The 20,567-nt window shown below is 62.2% G+C and carries 21 protein-coding genes and 2 pseudogenes; 8 read left to right on the top strand and 15 right to left on the bottom strand.

From position 1 onward, the window contains the following. Positions 1-6 precede the first annotated feature (6 nt). Together P0D89_RS05890 and P0D89_RS05895 are read right to left on the bottom strand one after the other, a co-directional pair. The gene (locus P0D89_RS05890) at positions 7-306 is read right to left on the bottom strand and encodes a TFIIB-type zinc ribbon-containing protein (protein WP_408355810.1); all 300 of its coding nucleotides are present in this window, start codon (positions 304-306) and stop codon (positions 7-9) included. A 25-nt stretch (positions 307-331) separates the two neighbouring features. Next, on the bottom strand, positions 332-1,081 hold the full coding sequence (locus P0D89_RS05895) for a TerC family protein (RefSeq protein WP_408355808.1): 750 nt from the start codon (positions 1,079-1,081) through the stop codon (positions 332-334). A 121-nt stretch (positions 1,082-1,202) separates the two neighbouring features. Here P0D89_RS05895 and P0D89_RS05900 point away from each other — a divergent pair, with 121 nt between their 5' ends. Continuing rightward, positions 1,203-2,084: a LysR family transcriptional regulator gene (locus P0D89_RS05900; RefSeq protein WP_408355806.1), complete on the top strand. Its 882-nt coding sequence runs from the start codon at positions 1,203-1,205 to the stop codon at positions 2,082-2,084. 23 nt (positions 2,085-2,107) lie between these two features. Here P0D89_RS05900 and P0D89_RS05905 read toward each other — a convergent pair whose 3' ends face one another. Further along, positions 2,108-2,515, bottom strand: coding sequence for a TerB family tellurite resistance protein (locus P0D89_RS05905; protein ID WP_408355804.1), 408 nt, complete (start codon positions 2,513-2,515; stop codon positions 2,108-2,110). Between the two features lie 178 nt (positions 2,516-2,693). Between P0D89_RS05905 and P0D89_RS05910 the strand changes: the two genes are divergently transcribed. Continuing rightward, a complete protein-coding gene (locus P0D89_RS05910) occupies positions 2,694-2,894 on the top strand; it encodes a hypothetical protein (RefSeq protein ID WP_408355802.1) in 201 nt (66 codons plus the stop codon). A 68-nt stretch (positions 2,895-2,962) separates the two neighbouring features. Here the strand turns inward: P0D89_RS05910 and P0D89_RS05915 are convergent, their stop codons facing one another. Beyond that, positions 2,963-4,123 carry a porin gene (locus P0D89_RS05915; protein WP_408355800.1) on the bottom strand — a complete coding sequence of 387 codons (1,161 nt, stop codon included), beginning with the start codon at positions 4,121-4,123 and terminating at the stop codon, positions 2,963-2,965. 634 nt (positions 4,124-4,757) lie between these two features. On the opposite strand from P0D89_RS05915, the gene P0D89_RS05920 reads away from it, so the two are divergent. Beyond that, positions 4,758-5,432: an HAD family hydrolase gene (locus P0D89_RS05920; RefSeq protein ID WP_408355798.1), complete on the top strand. Its 675-nt coding sequence runs from the start codon at positions 4,758-4,760 to the stop codon at positions 5,430-5,432. Positions 5,433-5,520: 88 nt separating this feature from the next. On the opposite strand, the gene P0D89_RS05925 is transcribed toward P0D89_RS05920, so the two are convergent. After that, the gene (locus tag P0D89_RS05925) at positions 5,521-6,240 is read right to left on the bottom strand and encodes a hypothetical protein (RefSeq protein ID WP_408376222.1); all 720 of its coding nucleotides are present in this window, start codon (positions 6,238-6,240) and stop codon (positions 5,521-5,523) included. A gap of 537 nt (positions 6,241-6,777) precedes the next feature. Between P0D89_RS05925 and P0D89_RS05930 the strand changes: the two genes are divergently transcribed. After that, positions 6,778-7,740: a response regulator gene (locus P0D89_RS05930; RefSeq protein ID WP_408355794.1), complete on the top strand. Its 963-nt coding sequence runs from the start codon at positions 6,778-6,780 to the stop codon at positions 7,738-7,740. A gap of 185 nt (positions 7,741-7,925) precedes the next feature. Here the strand turns inward: P0D89_RS05930 and P0D89_RS05935 are convergent. The 3 genes and pseudogenes from P0D89_RS05935 to P0D89_RS05945 form a co-directional block, all read right to left on the bottom strand. Then, positions 7,926-8,083: pseudogene (locus P0D89_RS05935) on the bottom strand (IS6 family transposase); the annotation flags it as partial. Positions 8,084-8,171: 88 nt separating this feature from the next. Next, positions 8,172-8,909 (bottom strand): DUF2968 domain-containing protein, encoded by a 738-nt coding sequence (locus P0D89_RS05940; RefSeq protein WP_408355792.1) that lies wholly within the window; start codon positions 8,907-8,909, stop codon positions 8,172-8,174. 133 nt (positions 8,910-9,042) lie between these two features. Further along, on the bottom strand, positions 9,043-9,510 hold the full coding sequence (locus P0D89_RS05945) for a hypothetical protein (protein ID WP_408355790.1): 468 nt from the start codon (positions 9,508-9,510) through the stop codon (positions 9,043-9,045). A gap of 274 nt (positions 9,511-9,784) precedes the next feature. Here P0D89_RS05945 and P0D89_RS05950 point away from each other — a divergent pair. Beyond that, positions 9,785-9,973: pseudogene (locus P0D89_RS05950) on the top strand (IS6 family transposase); the annotation flags it as partial. A 333-nt stretch (positions 9,974-10,306) separates the two neighbouring features. On the opposite strand, the gene P0D89_RS05955 reads toward P0D89_RS05950, so the two are convergent. After that, the gene (locus P0D89_RS05955) at positions 10,307-10,720 is read right to left on the bottom strand and encodes a hypothetical protein (RefSeq protein WP_408376223.1); all 414 of its coding nucleotides are present in this window, start codon (positions 10,718-10,720) and stop codon (positions 10,307-10,309) included. Between the two features lie 632 nt (positions 10,721-11,352). Between P0D89_RS05955 and P0D89_RS05960 the strand changes: the two genes are divergently transcribed. Further along, positions 11,353-11,613 (top strand): hypothetical protein, encoded by a 261-nt coding sequence (locus P0D89_RS05960; protein ID WP_408355786.1) that lies wholly within the window; start codon positions 11,353-11,355, stop codon positions 11,611-11,613. Between the two features lie 423 nt (positions 11,614-12,036). Here P0D89_RS05960 and P0D89_RS05965 read toward each other — a convergent pair whose 3' ends face one another. The 4 genes from P0D89_RS05965 to P0D89_RS05980 all read right to left on the bottom strand — a co-directional run bounded on the left by P0D89_RS05965 (position 12,037) and on the right by P0D89_RS05980 (position 17,090). Then, complete coding sequence (locus P0D89_RS05965) at positions 12,037-13,488, bottom strand: MmgE/PrpD family protein (protein ID WP_408355784.1); 1,452 nt, start codon at positions 13,486-13,488, stop codon at positions 12,037-12,039. Positions 13,489-13,586: 98 nt separating this feature from the next. Further along, entirely contained in the window at positions 13,587-14,333 is a 747-nt protein-coding gene (locus tag P0D89_RS05970; protein ID WP_408355782.1) for an MmgE/PrpD family protein, read from the bottom strand. Beyond that, positions 14,326-15,681 carry an MmgE/PrpD family protein gene (locus tag P0D89_RS05975; RefSeq protein ID WP_408355780.1) on the bottom strand — a complete coding sequence of 452 codons (1,356 nt, stop codon included), beginning with the start codon at positions 15,679-15,681 and terminating at the stop codon, positions 14,326-14,328. Before P0D89_RS05975 ends, P0D89_RS05970 begins: the two co-directional genes overlap by 8 nt. Continuing rightward, the gene (locus P0D89_RS05980) at positions 15,678-17,090 is read right to left on the bottom strand and encodes an MFS transporter (RefSeq protein WP_408376224.1); all 1,413 of its coding nucleotides are present in this window, start codon (positions 17,088-17,090) and stop codon (positions 15,678-15,680) included. Before P0D89_RS05980 ends, P0D89_RS05975 begins: the two co-directional genes overlap by 4 nt. Positions 17,091-17,315: 225 nt before the next feature. Between P0D89_RS05980 and P0D89_RS05985 the strand changes: the two genes are divergently transcribed. Continuing rightward, a complete protein-coding gene (locus P0D89_RS05985; RefSeq protein WP_408355778.1) occupies positions 17,316-17,999 on the top strand; it encodes a GntR family transcriptional regulator in 684 nt (227 codons plus the stop codon). A gap of 261 nt (positions 18,000-18,260) precedes the next feature. Further along, positions 18,261-19,541: an MFS transporter gene (locus tag P0D89_RS05990; protein ID WP_408355776.1), complete on the top strand. Its 1,281-nt coding sequence runs from the start codon at positions 18,261-18,263 to the stop codon at positions 19,539-19,541. Here P0D89_RS05990 and P0D89_RS05995 read toward each other — a convergent pair. Both P0D89_RS05995 and msrA read right to left on the bottom strand, forming a co-directional pair. Beyond that, the gene (locus tag P0D89_RS05995) at positions 19,530-19,715 is read right to left on the bottom strand and encodes a hypothetical protein (RefSeq protein ID WP_408355774.1); all 186 of its coding nucleotides are present in this window, start codon (positions 19,713-19,715) and stop codon (positions 19,530-19,532) included. The two genes, P0D89_RS05990 and P0D89_RS05995, sit on opposite strands and share 12 nt — an antisense overlap. A gap of 71 nt (positions 19,716-19,786) precedes the next feature. Continuing rightward, positions 19,787-20,530, bottom strand: coding sequence for a peptide-methionine (S)-S-oxide reductase MsrA (gene msrA, locus P0D89_RS06000; protein ID WP_408355772.1), 744 nt, complete (start codon positions 20,528-20,530; stop codon positions 19,787-19,789). Between the last annotated feature and the right edge of the window lie 37 nt (positions 20,531-20,567).

Raw genomic sequence — 20,567 nt, forward strand, 5'->3', positions numbered from 1 at the left:
ACGAGTTCAGTCGAAGTCGAACATATCGAAGATCGAGCGCTTCTTTTTATGCGCTCGATACCCCGTCCGATGATCGTCGTAGCCGCGACTGCGCTCGTTGTCATGCGCATGTTCCCGGTCGCGGCGCTCATCGCGACCGGCGCGTGCGCTAGAGGGCGCGTCGGCGTCCGCCACGTCCTGCGCAATCAGTTTGTCGAGTTCGCCGCGATCGAGCCATACGCCCCGGCATTGCGGGCAGTAGTCGATCTCGATCGAGCGGCGCTCGGTCATCAGCAGGTCGGTCGTCTTGCAAAGGGGGCATTTCATGATGTCGCTCCTTGAGTGGTACCAGTTATGCGCCGCTCGCCGCGCGCTTCGATTTCGCGCGGCGCACCAGCATGTTCATTGCCTCGACAAACGCGGAGAACGCCATCGCCGCGTAGATGTACGCCTTCGGCACATGCGAGCCGAAGCCTTCGGCGATCAGCGCCATGCCGATCACGAGCAGGAAGCTCAACGCAAGCATGACGACGCTCGGATTGCGGTCGATGAAGCGCGACAGCGGACGCGCAGCGAACAGCATCACCATGACTGCCGCGATCACCGCGGCAAACATGATCGGCATATGCTCGGTCATCCCCACCGCAGTGATGATGCTGTCGATCGAGAACACGATGTCGAGCAGGAGGACCTGGCCTATCGCGGCCGCCACCGTCAATTGGACGGTCGTGCTGGCCTTGTCGCCGGCTTCGTCCGTATGGGTCACGTGGTGACGGATTTCACTGGTCGCTTTCCATACGAGGAACAGGCCGCCGCCGAGCAGGATCAGATCGCGCCATGAAAATTCGTGGCCGAAAAGCGTGAACGCGGCTTCGGTCAGTTGCGCGATCCACGCGACCGTGCCGAGCAGCGCGAGGCGCATGACCAGCGCGAGCAGGATGCCGATGCGCTGAGTGCGCGCGCGTTGGGCTTCGGGCAGCTTGTTGCTGACGATCGAGATGAAGATCAGGTTGTCGATGCCGAGCACGATTTCCATCACGACCAGCGTCAGAAGCGCTGCCCACGCGGCAGGGTCGACTATGAGTGCGAGCAGGGAATCCATAGGGCACCGTGAAAAATCAATGCGATGAGAATCGCGAAGCCGTCATCTTCGGCCTGTTCGGGGTTCGGATAAATCAGTGATAAGCTGAAGAACATATCGTTTATTTCGAACTGTCCGACGAATGCTCAACTACCGCCATCTGTACTATTTCTGGATCGTCGTGAAGGAGGGCGGCTTTGCGCGCGCGGCTGAACGGCTCGATATGGCCGTCCAGACCATCAGCGCGCAGGTGCGCGAGCTGGAGAAGTCGATCGGGCGTCAGTTGCTGAAGCCCGCCGGGCGCGGCGTCACAATGACCGAGGCCGGCGAGACGGCCTTTAATCGTGCGGAGCAGATTTTTCAGCTCGGCGAGGCGCTGCTCGACGAGATGCGTGACGCGGGCGGGGAAGGTGTCGCGCGGCTCGCAGTCGGCCTGTCGGACGGCATTTCAAAGCTTGCGGCACACGCGCTGCTTGCGCCGGTGCTGAATACGCCGTCGCTCAGGCTGCTCTGTCACGAGGGCGAACCTGCGCACCTGTTGTCGGAACTCGCGCTGCATCGGCTCGATCTCGTGCTCGCATGCCAGCCGGCGCCGCACAACGCGGATCTGCGCGTGCAGAGCCAGCGTCTCGTGGGCTCGCCGGTGGACTGGTACGGGCCCGCGGAGGTGGTCCGCAAATCTGTCCGCGCCGGTTTTCCGCGCTGTCTCGCTGATATACCCGTGCTTCTGCCAACCCGGCATGGCGCGTTGCGCGCGCGGCTCGACCGGTGGTTCGAGGCGGAAGGCATCCGGCCGCGAATCGTCGGCGAGTTCGAGGACAGCGCGCTGATGGCGGTCTTCGCCGCGCGCGGCCTCGGTGTGTTTCCGCTCGCGGAACTGGGCGCGGAGGACTTGTCGTTGCTGCGCGGCCTGCGCCGGTTAGGGCGGGCGGAAGGCGTGGTCGAGGAGATTCACGCGATCCGGTCGCGGCGCGGGCAGCATCATGCGCTGGCGTCGCAGGTGCTGGCCGCCGCGCGATCGTAGTTGCGCGGCGGCTTGCATCGCGTTCAGGCGTGGGGTGATTCGGGGAGTCGGACGCCCCACGCGTTGAACACCGCTGCGAGCACGGTGATCTCTCCATCTGCCAAATGCCCGTCCGCGATCGTCACGGCCATGCACAGGCGCATGATCTTGCGACGCAACGCGGGGTCGTCGATTTCGTCGATCAACGTGGCAAGCAGCGCCGCGTCGAGGTGGCCCACCGCCAGCTCGGGCGACACCTGCGCGACTGAGCGATCCTCGCACAGCGTCTGCACGATCTGCGCGAATTGCGCCGGTGCGAGACTGAGTTCGCCGGCGATGCCCAGACTTTCGAGCGCGTGTTCCTCGGAGCTGCACACGTGCCCGTCGGAAGTCAGGGCCAGCGCCACGATGCGTGCAGCGGCTTGAGGACTGTTGCGCGGATAGGTTCGCATGATAGGGTTCCTTTTCGCGGACGCGGTCCGCAGTGGTGAGGAGCCTTAGTCTGCGTTGACACAGGGATCGGATAAACCTGCTAATCAGGGAGAGAAGCTTCGGAAAAGGCGAAGTGAGCGCGCGCGGATGGCAGTATCGACTCTGAGGACACGGAGAAAGCTGAATATGGAGGACGCAGTGTCACCGCTGGTAATGCGGCTTCAGGCATTGCTGGCCGAAACATCCGTGGTGGGCGCCTCGGTGGCGGTGGTGCGCAAGGACTCGATCGGGCTTGCTTGCGCGGGGCTGAAGGATGCGGTTACGGCGCAGCCGGTCGATTGCGAGCACGACGATCATCGTCGTTCCCGCATGCGTACTCACGCAAACCCATCAGCATAGAGAGAATTCAACGTATGGCCGCCCAAAGCCGGCCATACGTCTTCATCAACTACGCGTTAAAAAGCCGCTCAAAACGCGTGGCGCATGCCCACCGTGACGGCCACCTGCGTATTCGTGGACGACGGCGACAGTGTGTTGATCATCGCATGCGACAGCACGGAATCCGCAGGCGCGCCATGCACGTTCTGATACACGCCTTCGAGATAGAAGTCGGTGCGTTTGCTCAGCGCGTAATCGGTTTGCAGCATTGCCGTGTTCCAGCCCGGCGACGAGCCGTTATACGCGCCATGCGTGAACGTGTACGCACCCGACACGCTCAACGCCGGCGTGAGCGCGTACTTCGCGTTCACTTCGTAGTTGTCGAGGCGCAGCGAACCGGCGAGGGAGCCGGCCGAGCTGTCGGTCGCGCCGAGGTAGCTGCCCGTGCCGAACGAGAACACGCCCGCCGCGTTGTCGATCTGCGTATGGCTCCACAGCAGGCCGACGGTGGCCGCCCCAAAGGTGTAGTTGCCGCCGAGCGACCAGATACGCTGGCGTTCAGCGATGAAGTTCGCGCTCGTATCGCTGGTGGTCACCGCGCCGGTGCCGTTGCCCGCGTTGTTCAGTTGCAGGTAGCCGGCGGCGAGATTCAGCGGGCCTTGCGAATACGACAGGCCGAAGCCGTATGAGCGGTTATTTGCGAAGTCGCCGGCCTTGTTGCTGAACGAGTACATCGTTTCGAACGTCACGCCGCGATAGACCGGGCTCGCGTATTTGACCGAGTTGTTGAACACGACCGAATTCGCAGCCAGGTTGTCGTTGTCGAACGGATGCGCGGCAATGCTGCCGCCCCACGTGTTGAAGGTGGACGAGATCGGTCCGACGAGGTCGTTCATCACGTCGAACTGGCGGCCGAACGTCAACGTGCCGTACTGGTCGCTTTGCAGTCCCACCCAGGCCTGCGAGCCGAACGCGTCACCCGAAAAAGCCTGCGCGCCGTTGTTCAGCAGGAAGCCCTGCTCCAGTTTGAAGATCGCGTGCAAGCCCGCGCCCAGATCTTCCGAACCCTTGAGGCCGAACACCGTATTCTGCGTCGAGCTGCTTCCGAGCTGCCAGTTGCTGTGTCCGAGCTGATTATTCGTGTACACCAGTCCTGCATCGATGAGACCGTAAAGAGTCACACTGCTTTGCGCATGCGCGGTCATCGTAAAGGCGCCGCACAACGCGGCCGCGAACAAAGTTTTTTTCATGGTTGTTGGATCCGTGATTAAACAGCGAGTGAGGGAATCAGTTGCTCTGTTCAACAACGCCACTGTTGCCACCAACGCCGCGAGCGCGCATGCAATGCATTTATTACCCGTTGTTGCGAGAAGTGCGGTAAGTCAGGCTAGTTAATTGGTGTTGATTGCGCGTCACGCGATGCCAATGGCTTTGCAATGACGTGCGGGTTCGCCGGCTCGGGCGCGATGCGCGAGTCATCAGCACAGTGGCGAAAACTGCGCATCAATCATAGGGCGGTGAAAATAAAGATGGTGTCAAAAAATAAATTCGCGTGACGTTGAAAGAACAATGAGGGGCCGAAGCATACCGGTTTCTGGCGCACGCCGGGACTGGCGCGGTCCGGTTCACAACACGAATTTCCCGGCGTGGCGGCATGGCGCCGCATTGGCTTATATGACTTTTTGTTTCCTTGAAATAGAAGAGAAAGGCCGATGTAATAGGGTGCGTGAAACTGTGCTCAAATCCGCCCGTGCGCTATTCGATGGCATTCAGATCCGCCTTCGCGATCACGAGAGCACCTCGCCGCCACGCTGTGCCATCACTCGCCTGTTTGCTCGCCAATACATGGCATATTGACGGAACCCGTCACTACCGGAGCCCACCATGCGAATCCAGACATCGTTTTTATTCGATCTCGACGGCACGCTCGTCGATAGCGTGTACCAGCATGTGCTGGCCTGGAAAGAAGCGCTGGATAGCGAAGGCATTCCACTGTCCGTGTGGCGCATTCATCGCAAGATCGGCATGAGCGGCGGCTTGTTCACCAATCAGTTGCTGCGCGAGACGCATGGTGAACTCAGCGTCGAGCGCGGGGAGCGACTGCGTCGCGCACATGCCGCCGCGTATCAGCGCTTGCGCGCGCAGGTGTGTCCGCTGCCGGGCGCGCGTGAACTGCTCGACGCGCTGACGCAGGCCGGAACGCCGTGGGCGGTGGCGACCAGCGGCCGGATGGAAACCGCCGCGCTCAATCTCGAGGCGCTCGGGGTCGACCCCGCGAAAGCGGTCGTCGTGACGCGCGATGACGTCAAATACGCAAAGCCGGACCCGGACCTCTTCATTGCTGCCGCGCAGCGCCTTGGCGTCCCGATCGAGCATACGGTCGTGGTCGGGGACAGCATCTGGGACATGCTTGCCGCGCGGCGCTGCCGTTCGCTGGGTGTCGGTTTGCTGTCGGGAGGATACGGTACGGAGGAACTCGAACGGGCGGGCGCGTTGCGGGTCTACGACGATCCGTCCGACCTGCTCGAGCACCTCGATGAGGTGGCCTCGCGGCCATGACTGTCCGGCATGAATGCGCGTGACGCATGCGCCTGAAATGCCAGCCGCGTTCCCGCGATGATACGCACCACGCGCGCCGGGTCAGTGTTTAGTGCTTGTCATAATGCGAGTTCACTTTCGAGGACTCCCTGACCAGTTGATCGGTCATCGCCGCAGCGACCGGATTCGAACTCCGGCCGGTCGGGCCGCTGTGGGTCGGTGGCGGCAGCGGCAGCGACGGGTCGGGCTTGGCGGATTCCTTGACGAGTTGCGCGGTCATCGCCGCCGATAGCGAATTCGCGCCGTTGTGGCGCGGTTCCTCACGCTTGTGCCCACGAGTCTGCGCGGTACGCAGCACCGGTTTCGGCTTCGCCTGGGCGGTTTGTTGTTGGACTTTGACTTTGCCTGACGCGACCGTGGGGTTAGCGGGTCGGGCTCCCGCGCTATTCGCGGCAGGCGCGGCTGTCCGACCCGCATCCGTCGCTACTGTCGCGGCTGGCGCAGCGGGGGCGACGGGTGCAGGTTGCGCAACCGGTGCAGCCGGCGCAGCGGGCACGACAGGCGCAACGGTAATCGGCCGCGACGGCGGTGCCATCGCAAGCTGCTCCGAGCCGCGGACAGACGGCGTGGTCGGAACCACACTGCCGGCCACCACATGTGTCTCGCCGGCTCGCGAATCGACCCTTGGCGCCATAATGGCGTCGGCGCTGCCAGTCACCGCGCCGGTCGCGGCCGGCGGCCGCTCGTCTTTCGGAAAAAGTAGATAACCGGCGACGCCCAGGTCAATGACGAGCAGGCCGATTATCAATACCTTGCCGGTATTCGTCATATTTAACCAACAAGTCATTCGAAGCTGCAATGAATAGATGATAAACGACTGTTCTCATAGGAGCCGCGCGCCGTGCGGTAACGATGGCTGATGTCTGAATGCGCCTTGAACGGGTCAGGTCGCGCGCACCGCCTTTCCGATCGCCATTCGTTGCGTGTGCGGCGATTTTTTGCCATTTCGCCCCAATTCAATCGGCCGCGTCCGATTCACACGCGGTGTTGCAATGCAACGCCAGTTTGCACTGCTGGCGCTTATAGCCCTGTACTATACGTTTCAGCGGGAGACCGCCCGGGCAGCCAGCGTTCGAGCAGGCCGCGCATAAAATCAGCACGCGGCGCACCGGTGTGTCCCCAAAAGAACAGGCAATGGCCGGCAATGGCAACCAAAACGCGCTGACAATGCGGCTTACGGCGAAGATCCGCGCGTGCCGCAAGCCCGGGGGCTGTCGCGCCGAGGCATGTTGCGCGGCCACGCCTTTCGCTGGTTTGCTGCTGCCTGGGGGTGCCACAGCGGCGGCGTGAAGATCCACGTGAAAATATGAACAACTTTATTCGACCACCTGTTTTTTATCCGGCAACGGTTGTTTTCGTCGACGACAACGACAGTTACCTCGATGCGCTGCGCCGCTTCTTTCCGGACACGTTTACCAATCTGTTCTTCACGCGGCCGCAAACAGCGCTCGGCTATATCCGTCAGCATGCGCGCGAGAATTCGCTGGAGTTCGCGTCGGCGTCGGTTTGCCTGAGCGAGCCGGGCGTCGAACGGTTCGTCGAAACCTCCGCCGAGCGCGATATCGTCGCGCGGCCTTCCCGCTTCGAAGAAGTCGCCGCGGTCGTCGTGGATTACGACATGCCGGGCATGAGCGGCGTCGAATTCCTCTCTTCGATTGCGCACCTGCGCTGCGCGAAAGTGCTGTTGACCGGGGTCGCGAACGAAACCGTCGCGGTCAAGGCCTTCAATGCCGGCATCGTCGATCTGTATCTGAGGAAGACGGAAGCGGATTCGGCCAACCGGCTGGTCCATTTTCTGAAGGACGCCAAGAACCGCCATTGTTCGGAATCGGGCTGGCTGGCGCTCGGCGAAAACGGCATGACGTATTGCGATCCGCGCACGCGAAAGGTGATCGACGAGGTGGTGGCCGCGGAAGGCATCGTCGAATACTACTGGCGTCCGGAGCAGAACGCGATTCTGATGTTCGACCGCAACGGCAAGCCGAGCGTGTTCGTTGCGTGGGCCGAGAACGACTGGATTTCGCAGGGTGAGATCGTGGCCGACGAGGGCGGCCCGGCCGAGTTGTTGAGACAACTGGCCGTGCGCGAGGTGATGCCGCTGTTCTGGCCGGACCTCGCCTACCGTGGCGGGATGGAGTTCAGAAAGCTGACGCCGCGCGGCATCCCGGGCTGGGACGACGCCTTCTATGGGTGGACCCGTATCGACCCGGACGAGGTGGGTCTGGACCTCGTGACGTTTTCGCAATGGAGGAATGAGCGCAATCGCTGAGGCGGCTGACACTTAGGCCACATGTGCGCCATTCCAACCGCTTTCGTGTCGGCGCTATTCGATCAGGTTATTCAAATTCTTCGAGAATCGAATCACCGTATCCTCGGGCGGCAGACCAGCCGCCGAAGTCCATCACGCTCGATGGTTATGCCGCCTCGCACCGCTTGGTGCGCGAAAATGAAGGTCGACGTGTGGGCGAACGACAAACCGCGTACAGCATCATGTCGACAAGATTCCGCAGACTGAGCCTGAAGCGCAGTTACCAGCGGACACACAGAATGATGATCTCGCGATCAAAATGTCGCCCGTCGAACAGCTCGTCCAGACTCTTCAGTTTGCTCATCCTCGACCATCACTTCAGTTAGTCCCGCAACTCTAACCGATTCGCAGCCCCTCTTTGCACCAGATCCCCGGCTCGTACCCGGCGGGCGCTAACTGGATAGTCGTGGCAGGCGTTCGTTGCTTATCAATGTCAGGCGCCTGATCTCGCGCTCCATTCTGCCGAGATAAGCCTGCGTTGCAACGCGTTGCAATTCCAGTTGGGTAACATCCTTGTGTATCTGACGTTGCCTGGCGGTAATGGACCTTGCCTGCTCCGATTCTTCCCGCAGATTTGCGCGCAAATGCTCGAACTCGGCTTCCGATTGGGCAATAAGCCGTGCAAGATGCCTGTTTTCCGCTTCGAGATGTACGCGGCGCGCCACTCTTGTGGCCAGACGTCTCACCTGCTGCTCGAAGATGTGAAAGACGCTTTCGGCGGATGCGAGGTCGACGGTCTTTAGCGCGCGGGATAGCTCGTTGTCCTGATGGAGCGTGACATAGTACGTCAGCTCGTTCTCGTGAAAGAACAGGTTGGCGGAATAGTTAAAACACTGAAATAGCCGGAAGGGGGTGAGTGCCTTCATCTCGATCAGTTGCCTGATCGCCGACATGTCTCCGGATTCCACGTTCCGACTTCTTCTGTTCGGTGTGACGCTGACCGGAGACTGGACGTTTGCGGGCCTGGCGGGCTCGACTGTCGGCGGCTGTGCGGAAAGAGTGCCCGTTTCGCCGTTTTCTGGCCCGGCTGACTCTGTTCGCGAGGAAGAGCCGTCGTCGTGCGCTACCGGCAAGCTTTTCGGCGAATCATGGTCAAGCCATGTGCTACATAGTTCCAGGATACTTTTCATGACATTTTTTTAAGGCGCGTCCCGCAACGGTTCGCCGCCGCTATTGTTACTTTCCCGCTTGACGCTCTCGCCGCTGCCGTCCGCAGGGACGTGCTGATCTTCCTCGCGCGCTGCATTTGATGCAGCGGCCGCATCAAGGCCGGAGGTGTCCGTTGCACGCAATAAATGCGCAGGTGATATGGGACGGGATTCGACCTGTTCTTTCCAGAACGACGAAAGCAGTCGCGAGTGCCACGACCGCCAGCAACCCAACGGACAGTACGCATTTCAGGCGTGAACGTGGCCGCACAGGCTCGACGTTTGCTTCCCGGGCAGGCACCGTCATTTGCTGCGCGGCCGCCGGTTCCGCGCGGAGTGCCTCGACATCCTTGATCAGTTCCGCCAGCACGCGCAGCTTCTTGCCCAACACGGTTCGTTCGACCTGGATACGCTTTAGCTCACTTTCAAGCTCGGTGGCGTACGACTCCAGCGAACTCGCGTCTTCTTTCAGCCGTGAGAGCATGGACAGAACATCGTCTGCTGTTTCAGTCGAAGAAAGAGGATTGGGATTCCAGCCTCCAGCGAGCGGGGACATGTATTTCATCTGGTATGGATAGCGCATTCCTTACTCCGCAGGGTGAAGTTGCCAGCGAATTGCCGGAGGATGCGCCATGTGGCGACGGGTGGAAAGCCGGTTCTGGTATTGCCCAACATTACAGATCACTGCCTGATCTCTCGGAGAACACGTTCAACTTCGCGCGCGACACGCCCCCGTTCTGCAAGGGGGCGGCACTCTTCGGTTGCGACGGCTATCGGAGCGACATGGCTCCTTTGCCGTCAAAGACTGTGGTGGATTGTATGCAGGCAGGAGATGCTTCGCCATAAGACGAGTCGCAACCGTGGACAGGCGCGGTGCCAATCTGGCCGCGCTCGAAGCGCTCAACGCAGGGCGGCCGACACCGATCAGGATCCAGCAGAACTAATACCGGAACAACATCATCGAGCAGGACTATCGTGCCATCAAACGCATCATCAAATCCATGATGGGCTTCAAGGATCTGCGTTGCGCGCGCATCACCCTCGCCGAATCGAAGTCAATGAAATGAACTCCTCCCAATCGATATTTTCAACAGCGTGTTTTAGATGCACTACGTTGATGAGGAAACTGGCGAGATCGTGAACAGGCCGATCAAACGAGCATAGTTTCTTGAGTACTTTGCGAACCGTACACCATGCCTGAATGAAATGAGCGCGTCCCACTCGGGGATGAGTAGGCAGCGGAAGGTGGACCCTCACGGGCCGACAACATCTCTTCGAGCTCGTTGCCTGAATGAGGAGCGAGTGAGCGGATTTCATACGGGCCAGCAGCGGCATTACCGGTTGCGTGAAGGCCGGATAGAAAGCTGCAAGCCATCCTCTCAGTTTGAACAGACGAAAACGGTCGCAAAACAGGACGTGTTCAATGAGCACAGGATGATGGCGACTCCTTCGACCACCTGATACGCGCGGTCGCGGACAGGCTCGCCTGCGCCGCATCCGGCATCGAGCGCGGCCATGATGATCCCGATCTTCTGAAGCGTGATCGCGAGCGGCATGTTAAACGGCCGCGACGCCGGGTGCGGATAGTCGATGTTCATGACCGTGGGATTCAAGAATGACCTTGATGCGCTGTCTTGTCGCAGGTCCAGGAATTGGGGGCACGGTTGTTTCGGACCAGTCCTGTACCAGGCAATACCCCTCAGGCTTACCCTCTCATTGAACATTTTTGAGATACCAGCGGAGACTGTTATGAGCGCCTTTATGAACACCGCCCAAAAGTCCTTGCGTTTCATGGTTGAAAAATGGCTTTCGCCAACCCCAGCGACGCCGGCTCGCGTAACCCGATACGGCCGGACAGGTTCCGATCAGAGTCGCTACGTATGCGTTGAGGCACTTCGACCGAAAGGTCCGGTGGTACTTTTTTTCTTCCGGCATGGTGACGGTGCGTGGCACGTGTTCCCACCTGAGCCAGCTCGCCTGACATTAGGGCTTCACGCAAATGCCGCCTGATTGCGATACCTGTCTCCGTCCATGGGCGTGGCCATCAGTGACACCCATTGGAAAGAGGGGTGCTTCCATCCATGTTCGCATAAGCATTTTTTGTATTTTTTGAGGAGATTGTCATGAGCCACTTTTTCTGCTTGACGTGACGCATCTGCACAGCCGCGCGGGCATTACGCGCCACAGCCACTTCCGCCTGAATCCATTGCGCCTGTTTTCCGTACTGCGAAAGCTGTTGGCTTCACGTCGCCCGGCCTGCAATTGCCGCTGAACGGGGGAGGACACGATTTGGTTTTCTTCCACGTATTCATGATGCTGGCTGCATTTCTGGTAACTGCTTGCGGATTTGGATCTGAATTACAGAGGCGATAGTCAAGGAAAACGAAGTATTACGGGAATCAGGTGTGGCAAAGCGGGCGATGAAATGATTGACGCCTTCACGAGCGGTTTTTCTCCATGCGCCGGACGTGAAACACGAACATCGACAACGCAATCAGCTGCGGCTGTAGTGCCGCAGATTGATCATCGTATCGGCCAGCGTCTTGAAGGCGTAGTGCAGATGGCTGAGGCGCTCGAAGCGCAGCAGCAGGTGACGGAACCTGTCTTCCCAGCCGAAAAAAGCCGCTCGATGGTACAGAACCGCACTTCAAAGATGGCCGGGTCGAACCGCAGCTTGCGTCCTTGACTGAGTGCTTTCGACCGCGTGAATTCGGGTTGATATTGGGAACCATGTCGCGGTTGAAAACGTCTTTGCGGTTCTTTCGGCAGTCGTACACGCCATCGAGGCTCTCGATGGTGCCCGCAGGTCCAACCACCGCCCGGGCGATGCATGTGAGCCGAGGCAGTGCGTCTCGCAACAGCGGCGATTCATTCCGATTGCCCGGAGCGCTCACGGACGGCGCGATCACGTTGCAGCGCCGATCGCAGAAGGCGACAACCTTGTCGCCTTTGAGCTTTTTGTGCCGGCTGAAGCCGGGTTTGTCACCGCCCTTCTTCGCGGCAGTGGTCTCGTGCCATCCCCGTGAATAGAAACCCGCAACCAGTTGTTCGTTTCGGTCCGCTTGCCGGTCGCGCCGGCTCGCCACCGCGCATCGCGCGCGTCGGCGAATCACACCGTGAACAACGGGCGCAACTGCCGAACGTTGTCCACGCTCTCCAGTGTGTTGATCCGTTCAATCAATTGATCGGTCTTTCGAGCGCCAAGCACCGGCGCCATCAAGTCGCGCGCTTTCGCATTGACCGCTTCGGTATTCAACGGGTTTTCTTTCGTGCCCGGCGGGAATTTAGTGAAGTGATCGACCTTGCGGCCGTCGGTCAGCGTGACTTCGACAATGGCGCCACGTGGCGCGGCCGGGTCCATCAACGCGGCGTCCGGCGTCACGGTGACCTTCGCGCGCTGCGCGAGAATGCGCGGGTCGTGCATCAGCGCGACATCGTGACTGTCGGCGAACGACACCGCTCCTTTGACGAGCGCGAGCGCCACGAGATGCTGGCAATTGACGTCGGGCATCGCGCTGTCGCCGACAATGCCCTCGGCGTCGGTGGGAATCTTCACGATGATGCTGCGTACGTTGTCCGGGGTGAGGCCGTATTGCTTGCGCAGCGTCAGCAATGCGTCGAGCGGCGACTGGATCGGATAGCCGACCGAGTACGTCTTGATCGCCGTCTCGGTGACGTAGAAGCGGCTGCCGAGCCCGTCGAGCATTGCTTCCGGCTTCGGGCTGGTCGATAGCGCGATGAACAGATTGTTGGTGCCGTCGAGCACATCGTAGACGCCGGTGAGACCGGCCTGCACCATGTCGACCGCCGTCACGCCGTTGCGTGCGCCCATGCCCGCGAAGTCGAACGCCTTTTCGATGTGGTCCTTGTCCTTCACCCAGCTCCATAAGCCCGACACCTGTTGTGCGGAATAGGAGATCGCATAGCGCATCCGCAGTTCATCCAGTTGCGCGAGCGACGCCGCGGCGCCGAGCGCGCCGAAGGTGGACGCGGTGCCTTCGGCGCTGCGATGCGTGCCGCGTACCAGATCCGGCCCGAGCGCCATCAGCAGACGGCAGGCCAGATCGTAGCCGAGCGTGACCGCGCGAATCAGTGCTTCGCCGCTGCTGCCTTCGCGTTCACCCAGCGCCAGCGCGGCCGGCACGACCGAGCTTCCGGGATGGGCCTTGGTGACGGGCTCGAAGTCGTCGGTTTCGTCGGAGTGCGCGCACATCGCGTTGGCGAGCGCGGCGTTGATCGCCGTGGTGCGAAACGTCGCGCCGATCACCGAGGCTTGCGGCTCGCCGCCGAGTCCGCGAACGTAGTTCACCGCCATCGTGCCCGGTTTCATGCGGGAACCGGACACCATCGCGCCGAAGGTGTCGAGGATGCGATGCTTGCATGCGAGCACGACCGCATCGGGGAGCGCGTTGCTGCGTGCCGACACCATGTAGCGCGCGAGCCTGCCGGTCACGTCGGCATTGTCGGCGGCGAAGAGTCGGGTAGGAGACAGCGTCAGGGCGGCGATTGCGCCGACCGATTGAAGCACGCGGCGGCGCGCCATCCTGTGACACTCGGACATGCAGATTCCTTATCGTTTTCGATAGTCAGTTGGACGGGCGAGGCGGCGCTCGTATTGGTCGCGGCGGATTCCGTCGACCCGTTACGTGTGCCGTCTATTCAATCTCGGTTCATCGACACCCAGCGTGTGCCGAGCCCGTCAGCGATCGACGCCGCATCGAACCGGTAAGCCATCAAGGCCGCGAACCCCCGGCGGCCATCGATCGATGCGGGCGCGCTGGTGAAGCCATGTTTGGCGAGCAGCGTGGCTTCGATCGCATCGGCGGCGGCCTTGCCGGTTTCGATCGCGCCCAACGCCTCGCCCTGGTTACGCGCGAGTCCCGCCGTCTGGGTCGCCGCAATGCCGAGCGCGTGACGCGTGCGCGACTGATCGAGCTTGTGCAGACGCGCGAGCGCCAGCGCCGCGCCGAGAATACCGACGGCGGATGCCACGTTCCAGCGCGCGCGGAACTCGTCGCTATCGACGGCGGCAAGAATCCGCGCCGCCGCTTCGATACCGACGGCGGCCGCCGCTGCGATCTCGTCATCGGACGCCGCGAGCGTGTCGCCCATCGCGATCACCGCCGCAAGAACGGGCGTTGCTGTCGAAGCCGGCGCACGCCTGGCGAGCGTCGAGCCGATCACCCATGCGCGTACGCGCGTGTCGTTCGGCGCATGGCCTTGCGATTGCAGCAGCGCGGCGAGTTCGCGCCCGGCATCTCCGGCGTCGCCGGCAGTGGCGAGGCGCTCCCGCGCTTCGCGCACGGCCTGTCTGGCGCTGGACTGCACGCGCTGATCCATCAACGGGATGGCGGCGAATCCGATCAGCGCATCGGACACGGCGGACTGAGCGGCGGGGTTATGCATGATTCAATTCCTTGTTCGAAGTGCAGAGCGAGAACAGCGGGTCGAGATTGGGCGCGGCATCGAGACCTTCGACGATGGCCGCGAGTCGCGCGGCGGCGTCATTGCCCAGTTGCGGGTCCACCAGCAAGCGGACCTTGTCCATCAGTTCATCGTCGGTGAGCGGGCGCGCGAGGCTGCCGCGCGCATGCTCGACGTGATGCGCGAGAGTCGAGCCGTCATGGAGACGCACCTCGATGAACACTTCGTCGCGCTGCACCGACGCATCCGGTGCGAGCGTCGTTTTTGCGCGCAGCGCGCGCACGTCGTCGCGCACCACGCGCTGATCCTCGTATTGCGCGAGGCCGACCTGCCGGTCGCAGAGCGCCGCAGCGACGCCGTGAATCGCGCTGAAACGCGCCTGCAGTCCGTCCTTCGGCTGCGGGTTGCCCATCAGTTCGGGCACGAGCGGATGGCAGCGCAGCGTGATCGTCCCGATCGACGCCACGTCATCGATTCGCGTGGACAGCGCGAGTCCGCCGTCGATCGCCGGATGCGCGACGATCCCGCACGGATACGGCTTGTAGGTATTGAAGAGCAATTCCCAGCGCTCGCCGAACTCGTCGTTCATCTGCGCGAAGTCGACCCGGGTCGACAGCGAGTGCGAGTAACCTCCCTGCGCTTCGAAGATATCCACCGGCGCGCGCGCGCCTTGCTGCGCGAGACGCGCGGCGGCAATGCCATTCGCGGCGGCCTTGCCCGGGTGATAAGGCTTGGTCATCGTGCCGAACGCTTCGCGCTGCCCGACGAACATCGAAGCGGCAATCGAAACGGCCTGGGCCAGCGCCGCTTCATCGAAGCCAAGCAGCAACGCCGCCGTCACCGCGCAGCCGATCACACCGCACGTGCCGGTGATATGCCAGCCCCGGTCGTAGTGTTCCGGTGAGATCGACACGCCGACCCGCAACTGCGCCTCGCAACCGAGCGCGAACGCACTCAGCGCCTGCGCGCCGCTCGGCCGCGTTTCGGACGCAAGCGCGGTCAGCACAGCGAACGCCGACGCGGCCGGATGGATCACGGTGGCGAGATGGGTGTCGTCGAAATCGTCGAGGTGGCCCGCGAAGCCGGTCGCCAGCGCGGAGAAATGACTGTCGACACGTTCGCCGCGTCCCGGCACCGGTGCCGTTTCGGCGACGCCCAGTTCGCGGGCGGCCGCGAGAATTGCATCGACACCCGGATGCTGGCACGCGCCGATCGACGTTCCGATCACGTTGATGAGCGAGCGCCTGGCTTCGCGCGCGACGTGATACGGCAACGGACGCTGCGCCAGTTGGTGAAGGCCCTGCGCGAACGCGGCGGCAATGGAACTCATTGAGACAACTCCTCGAGACGAACGCCGTTGGTGCGCGGCCCGAACAGGCCGACCATCACGACGATCACAAGCATGGCTGACGAAATCAGCACGAATACGGCGGGCACGCCCGAATGCTTGAGCAGCGCCGCCACCCAGAAACCGACGAAGATCGAACTGACCCGGCTCCAGCTGAACACGAAGCCGACCGCGCGAGCCCTGATGCGGGTCGGATACAGCTCCGCCTGATAGGTGTGAAAGATGCCGATCATCCAGTTGTTCGCGATCGTCACGATGCCGCCGAACAGCACGATCAGCACCGGCTCGCGCACCATGCCGAACAGCACGCCGGCCACGGCCACCACGATCGCGCAGCCGACCAGTTGCCATTTACGCTGCACGCGCTCGGCGCAAAGCATCGCGCCGAGCGCGCCGAGCGGCGTCGTGAACGCGATCACCATCGTATAAAGCAGCGAATGCGTGATCGTGATTCCCTTCGAGTAAAGCAGCACCGGCACCCATGCGCCGAAGCCATACACGCCGAAGGTCTGGAAGAAGTTGAACATCGACAGCATCACGGTGCGTCTGAGATAGCGGCCCTGCCACATTTCCGCCCACGAGCCTTGCTCGCCACGGCTCGACGCGGGCGCGTCCAAACCCGGCGGCGCGAGCGTGCGGCCAGTCTCCGCGATGACGCGTGCCTCGATCGCATCGACGATCGCGTGAGCCTCGGCCTCGCGGCCCTTGCTTTCGAGCCAGCGCGGCGACTCGGGCAGACCGCGCCGCATGAACCAGATCAGGATCGCGCCGGCCGAGCCGATGATCATCACCCAACGCCAGCCGTCGAGTCCGAGCACCGTGTGCGGCACCAGCAGATACGACAGCACCGCGACGACCGGCACGGAAGTCAGAATGACGAGAATGCTGAACGCCGAATAACGTCCGCGCGCGCGAGACGGTGTGAGTTCGGATATGTAGGTATCCACGGTAATCAGTTGCACGCCGATGCCGACGCCCGCGAAAAAGCGCCACACGTCCATGGCTTCGGGCGAGGTCTGAAAGGCCGCGACGAAGGTCGCCACCGAGTAGATCAGCATCGCGCCGGTGAAGACCGCGCGCCGTCCGAAGCGGTCGGTGAAACCGCCCAGCGCGACCGTGCCGACGAACATGCCCGCGAAGAACGAGCCGAGAAAGCTCGCGAAGCCGTTCACGTCGAACAGACCCGCCGTGGTGGCACGGTAGAGGCCGCTGCCGATCAGGCCCAGAGAGATATAGGCGGCCATGAACATTTCGTAGAACTCGAACCAGCCGCCGATCGCGATGCGCACCACCAGGCCGCTGAAATACCGAGTAGGCGGCAAGCGGTCGAGCCGCGCCGACACGCTGGGCGCGGCCTGCGCGGTCCCGGCGATTTCCTTTTCCATGTACATGACGTCTCCTGGTCTGTATGGAAACAGCGTGTCGGCTTTTTGTCTTTAGTGTCGACACTTAGCGCATGATAATGCGACGCAGCGGCTAATTTCAAGGCTTTGCGAACTTAAATGTGTACACTTAGTTCTCGTTAGCCCGTAAGGCTAATGGCAAAGGAGGCCACGGCGGTTTGCTAGAATCCGCTGCTGTGCCCGCCCCGGCACGCTTTCAGGAAAGGACCCGCGATGGACCAGGATGTCGACAAAAGCGCGCTCGCGGACGACGGCGAAGCGTCGCCTGTGGCGGAAATCGTCGACTGGGTGGCGCGCGCGATCATCGAAGGCAGGCTGGCGGCCGGCGACGATCTGAACTCGGTCGATCTCGCCAAACGTTTCGGCGTAAGCCGCACGCCGGCGCGCGAGGCGCTGTTCGTGCTGAGCCGCGAAGGACTGGTCGACTGGTCGCCGCGCCGGCGGCCTCGCGTGTCGGCGGTCAATCTGAAGGACGTGCGGGAGATCTATCAGCTTCGGGCGATTCTCTACGCGCAGGTCTCGCTCGCGATCGTCGAGCATGCCACCGACGACGACATTGCGTCGCTGTGGCGCGCTCATCAACGTCTGGCCGAGGTCGCCGCGAAAGGGGACGTCGACGGTTATTTCTGGGCCAACGTCGCGTTCCGCGACGAAGAATTGCGCGTGTGCCGCAACGGCATTTTCAAGGAAGTGCTCGACTCGATGCGGATGCGGACCAACCGTCTGCGGCACCTCAGCACGACGCTGCCCGGCCGCCTGCAACGCTCGTGTTCGGACCATCAACGGCTGTGCGAAGCGTATGCCGAACGGGACGGCACGCTCGCGGCCGCTTTGAATCGCTCGATCGTGCTGAGTGCGTTGCACGCGATCGAGCAGGCGTGGCCTGTTCAGTCCTGATCCGCATAGAGTTGCCAGCCGTCGGTATGGCCCGCGCGGCGCACGCCAGCGGTTTGCCAGTGAAATCAGTAAATAAGAACGGTCCGATCAGATAAATTCATTTTTCAAGATGGATGATCCTGCGTAGCCTTCAGCTTTGAACGAGGCTGCAACAGCGCGGCGTCAACGGCTTCGGCTTTGCGCGCCCGATGTTCAGATCACATCCATTCGGAAAACGGTCCGCTCCATCACGGGCGCGGTTCCACCATCTTGAGCGACCCCATGAACTCCCCGGCGAATCGGCTCGACGCATTGGCGACTCGGCCCAGTCAATCCAGCTACGCGGAACGCAACACGGCGTACTGGCAGCGCAATCTCGCGGTCTGCGTGTTCGGCTCGTTCACCACGCTGGTGAGCTTGAGCATGCTGCTGCCTTTTCTGCCGCTGTACGTCGAGCAGCTCGGCGTCAGTTCGCCGGCCGCGGTGGTTCAATGGTCCGGCGTCGCATTCGGCGCGACCTTCTTCGGCACCGCCGTGACCGCGCCGCTGTGGGGGCGTCTCGCCAATCGCTATGGACGCAAGCCGATGCTCGTGCGCGCGGCGATCGGCATGGCGGTGGTGATGTCGCTGATCGGCGTCGCGCGCAGCGTGACCGACCTCGTCGCGCTTCGGCTGGTGGCCGGCTTGATCGGCGGTTATGCATCGGCGTCGATCGTGATGATCGGCACGCAGGCGCCGCGCGAACGCGCCGGCTGGGCGCTCGGCGTGCTGTCGATCGGCGCGTTGGCGGGCAATCTGATCGGGCCGCTGGTGGGCGGCTTTCTGCCTGGCTGGGTCGGGATTCGCGGCACGTTCTTCGTCGGCGGCGCGATGATCGCGGTGGCCGCGGTGGCGACCATGCTGCTGGTGCGCGAAGACTTCGACAAGACCGTCGATGCGAAGCACCGGCTCGCCGCGAAAGCGTCGCCACGCGTGAGCGTGAATCGCGCGGTGATCCCGGCGCTGCTCGTCACGGCGATGATGGTGCTGCTCGCCAACATGTCCATCGAGCCGATCATCACGGTGTACATCGGCCAGTTGGGCGTGCCGCACGTGCAGCTTGCGCGCGTCGCGGGCATCGTGATGGCGGCGTCCGCGTTCGGCAGCATGCTGACCGCGCCACGGCTGGGGGCGCTCGCGGACCGTGTCGGCGGCTGGAACGTGATCATCGGCTGCCTTGTTGCGACGGCGCTGGTCATGCTGCCGCAGGCTTTCGTTACACACTGGTGGCAGCTCGCGTTGCTGCGCGGGCTGATGGGGATGACGATCGCCGGGTTGCTGCCGTCGATCGCGAAACTGGTGCGTCAGTCGGTCGATGAAAGCCAGTCGGGAACGACCTTGGGTTATCTGCAGTCGGCGCAGTTCAGCGGGCAGGTGGTCGGGCCGTTGATCGGCGGACAGATTGGCGCGCATCTCGGGTTGCAGCCGGTGTTTTTTGTCACTGGGTTGCTGCTGGTGTGCTGCGCAGGGCTCAATTACTGGGTGCGTTCGCGCGATGCAGGCGCGATCCGTTCAGTTGCTTGATTGAGAAACGCTGCGCTTCATCATCAGCTCGCTGCCACGGCGAGCATCGGCGGCGGGCAGCCATTCGCAGACGCTGGTGCAGGCGGGTATCCGGCATCGGTTCTGATGTGCTTGCGGGTCGCCGGTACGGTGGTCGTCGGGATCAAACTCGACAATCGTATCGGCGACACACATATGTCGATCTGAGAACCAGGCGCTGCGCCGTCATAAGGAAAAAATCCATACGCGCGGCAGCGCCCAAGCGCTCACGATGAAGCATCCGTTTTCAGCAACACCGGATCGTTGCGATACAAGTCGGGAAACATCCGCTTCAGGCCGCTCACCTTCGGCAGATCGTTGATGGCGATATACGGATAGTCCGGATGAAGCGCCAGGAAATTCTGGTGGTAGCTCTCCGCCGGATAAAAGCCCTTGAACTCCTCCACACGCGTGACGATCGGCCGGGGAAACACATGCGCGTTGTCGAGTTGCGCGATATACGACTTCGCGACGCTGCGCTGCTCCGCATTCGCGGGGAAAATCGCCGACCGGTATTGCGTGCCGTGGTCCGGGCCCTGGTAGTTCAACTCGGTCGGGTCGTGCGCGACCGAGAAGAAGATTTGCAGCAGACGCCCATAGGTAATCTGCGTCGGGTCATACGTGATCTGCACCGACTCAGCATGTCCGGTATCGCCTTCGCTGACGGTTTCATATTGCGCGGTGCCGGCCGCGCCGCCGGAATAGCCCGACGCGACCTGCTTCACGCCCCGCACGTGTTCGAAAACGCCCTGCACGCCCCAGAAGCAGCCGCCCGCCAGCACTGCGGTTTCGCTATGCGTGGCCCCGACCTGTTCGTCCTGAACGGGCGGTGGAATCTTCGTCGCCGCTTCGGCTGAATTGGCGATGCGCTGCGCGGCCAGCACACTTGCCGCAATCGCGACACAACCCGCGATCCGGGCGAGGGTCGAGCGCTTGCGCAAGGAAGTCTTGATGGCAGATGTCGTGTTCATGATGCCGGTTCCTCAAATAGTCATTGATCGTGGTTAA

It is taken from the genome of Paraburkholderia sp. RL18-085-BIA-A, assembly GCF_046027075.1.
Taxonomy (GTDB): domain Bacteria; phylum Pseudomonadota; class Gammaproteobacteria; order Burkholderiales; family Burkholderiaceae; genus Paraburkholderia.

Excerpts from the sequence above, each read along its gene's own strand:
- P0D89_RS05995 (WP_408355774.1), bottom strand. The coding sequence starts at position 19,715 with ATGTGTGTCGCCGATACGATTGTCGAGTTTGATCCCGACGACCACCGT.
- P0D89_RS05940 (WP_408355792.1), bottom strand. The coding sequence starts at position 8,909 with ATGAAAAGTATCCTGGAACTATGTAGCACATGGCTTGACCATGATTCG.
- P0D89_RS05915 (WP_408355800.1), bottom strand. The coding sequence starts at position 4,123 with ATGAAAAAAACTTTGTTCGCGGCCGCGTTGTGCGGCGCCTTTACGATG.
- P0D89_RS05960 (WP_408355786.1), top strand. The coding sequence starts at position 11,353 with ATGATTGACGCCTTCACGAGCGGTTTTTCTCCATGCGCCGGACGTGAA.
- P0D89_RS05930 (WP_408355794.1), top strand. The coding sequence starts at position 6,778 with ATGAACAACTTTATTCGACCACCTGTTTTTTATCCGGCAACGGTTGTT.
- P0D89_RS05975 (WP_408355780.1), bottom strand. The coding sequence starts at position 15,681 with ATGAGTTCCATTGCCGCCGCGTTCGCGCAGGGCCTTCACCAACTGGCG.
- P0D89_RS05985 (WP_408355778.1), top strand. The coding sequence starts at position 17,316 with ATGGACCAGGATGTCGACAAAAGCGCGCTCGCGGACGACGGCGAAGCG.
- P0D89_RS05965 (WP_408355784.1), bottom strand. The coding sequence starts at position 13,488 with ATGTCCGAGTGTCACAGGATGGCGCGCCGCCGCGTGCTTCAATCGGTC.
- P0D89_RS05970 (WP_408355782.1), bottom strand. The coding sequence starts at position 14,333 with ATGCATAACCCCGCCGCTCAGTCCGCCGTGTCCGATGCGCTGATCGGA.
- msrA (WP_408355772.1), bottom strand. The coding sequence starts at position 20,530 with ATGAACACGACATCTGCCATCAAGACTTCCTTGCGCAAGCGCTCGACC.
- P0D89_RS05945 (WP_408355790.1), bottom strand. The coding sequence starts at position 9,510 with ATGCGCTATCCATACCAGATGAAATACATGTCCCCGCTCGCTGGAGGC.
- P0D89_RS05980 (WP_408376224.1), bottom strand. The coding sequence starts at position 17,090 with ATGTACATGGAAAAGGAAATCGCCGGGACCGCGCAGGCCGCGCCCAGC.
- P0D89_RS05925 (WP_408376222.1), bottom strand. The coding sequence starts at position 6,240 with ATGACGAATACCGGCAAGGTATTGATAATCGGCCTGCTCGTCATTGAC.
- P0D89_RS05895 (WP_408355808.1), bottom strand. The coding sequence starts at position 1,081 with ATGGATTCCCTGCTCGCACTCATAGTCGACCCTGCCGCGTGGGCAGCG.
- P0D89_RS05955 (WP_408376223.1), bottom strand. The coding sequence starts at position 10,720 with ATGAAACGCAAGGACTTTTGGGCGGTGTTCATAAAGGCGCTCATAACA.
- P0D89_RS05990 (WP_408355776.1), top strand. The coding sequence starts at position 18,261 with ATGAACTCCCCGGCGAATCGGCTCGACGCATTGGCGACTCGGCCCAGT.
- P0D89_RS05890 (WP_408355810.1), bottom strand. The coding sequence starts at position 306 with ATGAAATGCCCCCTTTGCAAGACGACCGACCTGCTGATGACCGAGCGC.
- P0D89_RS05920 (WP_408355798.1), top strand. The coding sequence starts at position 4,758 with ATGCGAATCCAGACATCGTTTTTATTCGATCTCGACGGCACGCTCGTC.
- P0D89_RS05900 (WP_408355806.1), top strand. The coding sequence starts at position 1,203 with ATGCTCAACTACCGCCATCTGTACTATTTCTGGATCGTCGTGAAGGAG.
- P0D89_RS05905 (WP_408355804.1), bottom strand. The coding sequence starts at position 2,515 with ATGCGAACCTATCCGCGCAACAGTCCTCAAGCCGCTGCACGCATCGTG.